Below are 4,638 nucleotides of genomic sequence, written 5' to 3' on the forward strand. Positions count from 1 at the left end.
CGGTGCCGCTCATCCGCGAAACAAAATCCGCCGGCAGCGAGACCTCGCCCCTGCCGGGGAGCGCCAGGTGGGACGAGCTTGCCGGCCCCTCCAGGTAGAGCTCGTCGTAGACGTTGCGTATCGACGCCTCGTGGCCGTATACGGATGAGCTCAGGGCCGCGGCCGCGACCGCGGCGGCCCCCGCGACGCACAGCAGGGCGCGGCGGATGCGGCCCGGCCGGGTCCGAGCGCTCCCGAAGGCGGTCGCGGCGCCTTTGGCCTTGTCGTCCGCCCCGCCGCTCATGCCGCCGACCCCCAGTCCGTCTCGTCGGTGACGGTCAGCTCGCCGACGTCGCCGGCGGAGAAGCGCGTGCGGCCCTCGTTGGCCCCGAGGTAGCCCCCCACCACGAGGCCGTCGAGGGCGTTGTCCGCCCAGGCCTCCACGTCCTCGCGGGTGAGGCCCGTGGCCGCGAGGAACTCCTCGGCTGGCACGTCGTCGCGGCCGTCGGCGTCCCGGAGGAACTCCGTGCTCCTCTCGAGCGTGCGTGTCTCGAGGTCGTAGGCCCAGTTGATCTTGACGCAGTACCCGTTGCCGCCCGATACGTACGCGAATCCGCTGTCTGCGTAGACCTCAACCTTATGCTCCCCTCGCAAGGACGAGAAGGTCAGGTACAGCCCCTTTGACTCGTACATCTCTCCGTGAAGGAGGTCGTAAAGCCCGTCTCCGTCGTAGGTGTAGGTTAGGTAGTTATCAGCGATGCGATCAATGCCGCTCATCCGCGAAACAAAATCCGCCGGCAGCGAGACCTCGCCCCTGCCGGGGAGCGCCAGGTGGGACGAGCTTGCCGGCCCCTCCAGGTAGAGCTCGTCGTAGACGTTGCGTATCGACGCCTCGTGGTCGTATGCGAGCCAGCCCAGGGCCGCGGCCGCGACGGCCCCCGCGACGCACAGCAGGGCGCGGCGGATGCGGCCTCTCGGTTTTTGGTCACTCATCTGCCATCACCAGACCTTACATGCTCGCATTCGTGGGAAGCTGTCAGCCAGCGGCAATGACCCATCACCCGGGCAGCTCGTTGTCTCCGTTCTTGAGGGCCTCGAGAAAGACAGAAGTGTCACGCAGCTTCTCGTAGCGCCCAATGATCTCGACCTCCTCCGACACGCTGTGATCAACGTACTCAGTCACGGTCGTCGCCCCGTAGACCCCAGGGATGACGACGATCCGGCTAACGTCGGGGCCAGACACCGTCACCTGCCCCTTGAGAACGGCGGCAGGGTCGTTGGACCTGGAGAGGTTCTCATACACCTGGTTGACCACGTTGTCGTACCCGCCGTTGTTCTCCAGGAACCTGGTGGCGCGGGTATAGCTGTGGTTATCCAGGTCGGAGTAGTACTGGCGGGCTGCGGCCTGGTAGGAGATCCCTCCATCGAACGCCGCCACAGAGATGTTGTTGGCGTCAAGGTCGGCCTTGTAATCGTCGGACCCAAACGTAGCATACCCACTCGTGTTCCCGATGAGCACGCAGTCGCCCATCCAGCCCGCATACTGCGCGCGCTCCTGGGCCCCGCCGGAGAAGAAAGGGTCCTCAACAGAGCTGGCCCCCTTCTGACGTCGTACTCCGCGGCGGCGACAATGCACTGGTGTGCGAAGTCTGCACGTAGCTCTCCTGTTCTGTTTCTATTCTGATCTTTGATTTCTGCTACAAGGGTCGCATAGTCGGCCTCGCTCAGACCGAGGAACTCGGTGAAGTACTCCTCGCCGCTGACCAGCCTGTATCTGTCCGCCTCGCTAGTCGGGCTGGGATTCGGTACGCTGGCGGTAACCTCCCCCGCCGTCAGCTTCCATGGCAGGTCATCGTAAACGATGGAGCCCATGAGGTTGAGCCACGCCCAGTCGATGTAGCTCTGGTCGGCCTTGGGGTACCTCTCGCAGAGCCTCGCGTAGACCTCCCACATGATTGCGGCGTCACCCTCTTTCAGGTTAAACTGCTCGACCTGCATCTCTATGAAGTCCGCCTTCGAGACGCCGAGCCTGTCCGCCACCTGCCAGTCCCCATACTCCGCGGCGGCCGTCGCCGCCCAGCTCAGGTCTCCGTAGCCTCCGCCCGAGAGGCAGCTGGTGAGTGACTGGTCCGCCGCTGCAAGCGTCTGCATGGCGGCTTCTGTGTCGGAGTAGTAGCCAGACGACGCGTCGGCGTACGCCTGGATCTGCAGGATGACGTCGTTCAGCTCGTCGATGACCCGCTGGTTCGCCTCCATCAGCGGCTGGCAGCCCGCGACGATCTCCCCTGTGTCGAGCCCCAGGGCCGCCACCTCGTCGATCTGCCGGCGATAGCCGTCGTTGGCGCTCTCGAGGGCATAGATCCTCTCCTGGGCCTCGTCGGTGTCCGCCACGCCCGGGGACGTCTCGGAAAGCGCCGACACCGCATCCGAGTTCTGGCCGTTGTCGTCGTGCAGGGCCTCGAACACGTTGTGCTGCGCCTTGGCGAGGGGGATGCGCAGGGTGGTGATCCTCTCGCGGATCGCCCAGTACGCCTCGCTCTGGAGGCCCGTGTCGCTGAGTGCGCCTGCGAGCGTGGAGATCTGCCGCTCGCAGGCCTCCAGGCTGCTCTCCAGCATGGCGTTCTCGGTGCCGATGGCATCCATCAGCAGGCTCTTCTCGACTCTCATCCACGCCTCCTTCCCAGCAATACACTGCCTAGCGGCCGATTCCCAAGAGCTTGCTTGCGAGGGTGCCATCCTCCTCCGAGAAGGCGAGGCCCGTGGCCTCGATGGCGTCTGCGTCCGAGTACACCAGGGTGGCCCACGCATGCATGGCATCCTTGATCGAGGAGGCGAGGGCATCATGGGTGTCGCTTCCCGGAACGCCCACGGTGGCGTCCGCGAGGGTCTCCGGAGAGAAGGAGCCATAGCTGGCAACGCTGGCCTTGAGGAGGTCGGACTGGTTAGCCGCCGTGCTGGAATCGGAGACGATCTCTTCGCCGAACATGAGCCCTCCCGTGTCCTGACGGGTGCCGTGACGCCAGTACCGTGCGCACGTATCGCAACATACGTGCTACGTGCGTGTACCGCGACGCACACACCGCGACCTGCACGCTGCATCCCCGTTGTGCGAAATCATTTTAGGGTAAGGACATCGCCTGGGAAGGCCCGCTCCGGTGAGCGGCACAGGGGCGGCGGGCCTTCCGAACAGCGACTGTCCATTACAAGCGCGAGGTGGCCCGCATGAACGCCGAGCGGAAGGCCGGCGTGGAGGGGGAGGGGGCCCGCGAGATAACCGACGTCCCCGCCACGAGGCACCTCGGGCACTTCGCGCTCAGGGCCGTGGACGATGCGCTCGGCACGGCGGAGGACATGGCGCTGCCCCAGGCGCCCTCGGGATCCCGCTTCTCCCTCTCGGACCCCCTCTCCTCGCTCGCCTACGCGAGGGCCGTCGCCCCCTGCCCGAAGCTCAGGACATTCGCCGATGTATTGCCCCAGATGGAGGGCATCGATGCATCCTTCACGCTGGACCAGCCCTGCGACGGGCTCGCCTATCTGGGCGACGAGTACGAGAAGGTGGTCGAGATCTACAACGCCCACGCGGATGCCCTCTTCGGCCACGACATGTCCTCGGCCTACTTCGACTGCACGAACCTCTACTTCGAGATCGACCGGGAGGACGGCTTCAGGGGGAAGGGCCCCTCGAAGGAGCACAGGCCGGAGCCGATCGTCGGGATGGGGCTCCTGCTCGATGCCGACTGCATCCCCGTGGCGATGAGCCTCTTCCCCGGAAACGAGAGCGAGAGGCCGCAGCTGGGGAGGTGCATCGCCCAGATGAGGGAGAGGAATTCCATGTCGGGCAGGACCGTGAGGGTGGCGGACAAGGGCCTCGACTGCGCAGCGAACATCGCGGAGGCCGTGCTCGCAGGGGACGGCTACATATTCTCGAAGTCGGCGAGGGCGCTCCCCGCGAAGGAGCGCGCATGGGCCCTCTCGGCAGACGGCTGGACGGACGTCCCCGACGGGAAGGGCGGGACATCGTTCCGGTACAAGATGGCGGACGGCGACTTCGGGTACGCATTCGAGGGAGAGGGCGGAAGGAGGAGGAAGGCGCAGCTCCCCGAGAGGCGCGTCGTCACATACAGCCCGTCCCTCGCGAAGAAGCAGACGTACGAGATCAGCCGGCAGGTGGAGAAGGCCAGGCCGCTCAGGGCGGCAGCCGCGAAGAGGTCGGAGTACGGCGACAGCGCGAGGCACGTCACGTTCTCCCCCGCCGACGGCGAAGGCGAGGCCAGGGGGGACATGAAGGTCGCGGCCACGCTCAACCACGAGGCGATAAGGAAGGCGAAGGCCGTGGCCGGCTACAACATGACCGCGACCTCGAAGACCGGGATGGACCCCAGGGCGATATACGACACCTACCACAGGCTCTGGAGGATCGAGGAGAGCCTCGGGGTGATGAAGTCCGAGCTCGACGCTGTTAGCGTCAATTAGGAAATCACCAATCCGCACAACTTTCAGGCGCCAATCGCGCCAATGTTCTTTCGCCACTCAGGCAAGCGATTCGTCGCCGCTTCCGGCGTCCCCGCGGGCTCGCGGCTGGGCCTCCTGCCCCATCACCTCCCTCGCCCTGTAGGACTTGCCCGTGATCTTGATCACGTGGCAGTGGTGGCAGGCCCG

The 4,638-nt window shown here is 65.7% G+C and carries 6 protein-coding genes; 1 reads left to right on the forward strand and 5 read right to left on the reverse strand.

The features are described from left to right. The 5 genes from E0E00_RS14190 to E0E00_RS00140 all read right to left on the reverse strand — a co-directional run. Positions 1-283, reverse strand: a 283-nt coding sequence (locus tag E0E00_RS14190; RefSeq protein ID WP_165443463.1) for a hypothetical protein, incomplete at its 3' end; no start/stop codon positions are given. Further along, complete coding sequence (locus tag E0E00_RS00125; protein WP_130810283.1) at positions 280-972, reverse strand: hypothetical protein; 693 nt, start codon at positions 970-972, stop codon at positions 280-282. The genes E0E00_RS14190 and E0E00_RS00125, both read right to left, overlap by 4 nt. 64 nt (positions 973-1,036) lie before the next feature. Further along, the gene (locus E0E00_RS15110) at positions 1,037-1,162 is read right to left on the reverse strand and encodes a hypothetical protein (protein ID WP_256386389.1); all 126 of its coding nucleotides are present in this window, start codon (positions 1,160-1,162) and stop codon (positions 1,037-1,039) included. A 62-nt stretch (positions 1,163-1,224) separates the two neighbouring features. Continuing rightward, positions 1,225-2,646, reverse strand: coding sequence for a hypothetical protein (locus E0E00_RS00135; protein WP_130810287.1), 1,422 nt, complete (start codon positions 2,644-2,646; stop codon positions 1,225-1,227). Between the two features lie 28 nt (positions 2,647-2,674). Beyond that, complete coding sequence (locus tag E0E00_RS00140; RefSeq protein WP_130810289.1) at positions 2,675-2,965, reverse strand: hypothetical protein; 291 nt, start codon at positions 2,963-2,965, stop codon at positions 2,675-2,677. Between the two features lie 236 nt (positions 2,966-3,201). Here E0E00_RS00140 and E0E00_RS00145 point away from each other — a divergent pair, with 236 nt between their 5' ends. Further along, positions 3,202-4,452: a transposase gene (locus E0E00_RS00145; protein WP_130810291.1), complete on the forward strand. Its 1,251-nt coding sequence runs from the start codon at positions 3,202-3,204 to the stop codon at positions 4,450-4,452. Positions 4,453-4,638: the final 186 nt, after the last annotated feature.

Origin of the sequence: Olsenella sp. Marseille-P4559 (assembly GCF_900605015.1) — a bacterium.
Taxonomy (GTDB): domain Bacteria; phylum Actinomycetota; class Coriobacteriia; order Coriobacteriales; family Atopobiaceae; genus Tractidigestivibacter.

What these genes read in the sequence shown, in the direction of transcription:
- E0E00_RS00125 (WP_130810283.1), bottom strand. Translation starts at nt 972, where the DNA reads ATGAGTGACCAAAAACCGAGAGGCCGCATCCGCCGCGCCCTGCTGTGC.
- E0E00_RS00135 (WP_130810287.1), bottom strand. Translation starts at nt 2,646, where the DNA reads ATGAGAGTCGAGAAGAGCCTGCTGATGGATGCCATCGGCACCGAGAAC.
- E0E00_RS00140 (WP_130810289.1), bottom strand. Translation starts at nt 2,965, where the DNA reads ATGTTCGGCGAAGAGATCGTCTCCGATTCCAGCACGGCGGCTAACCAG.
- E0E00_RS00145 (WP_130810291.1), top strand. Translation starts at nt 3,202, where the DNA reads ATGAACGCCGAGCGGAAGGCCGGCGTGGAGGGGGAGGGGGCCCGCGAG.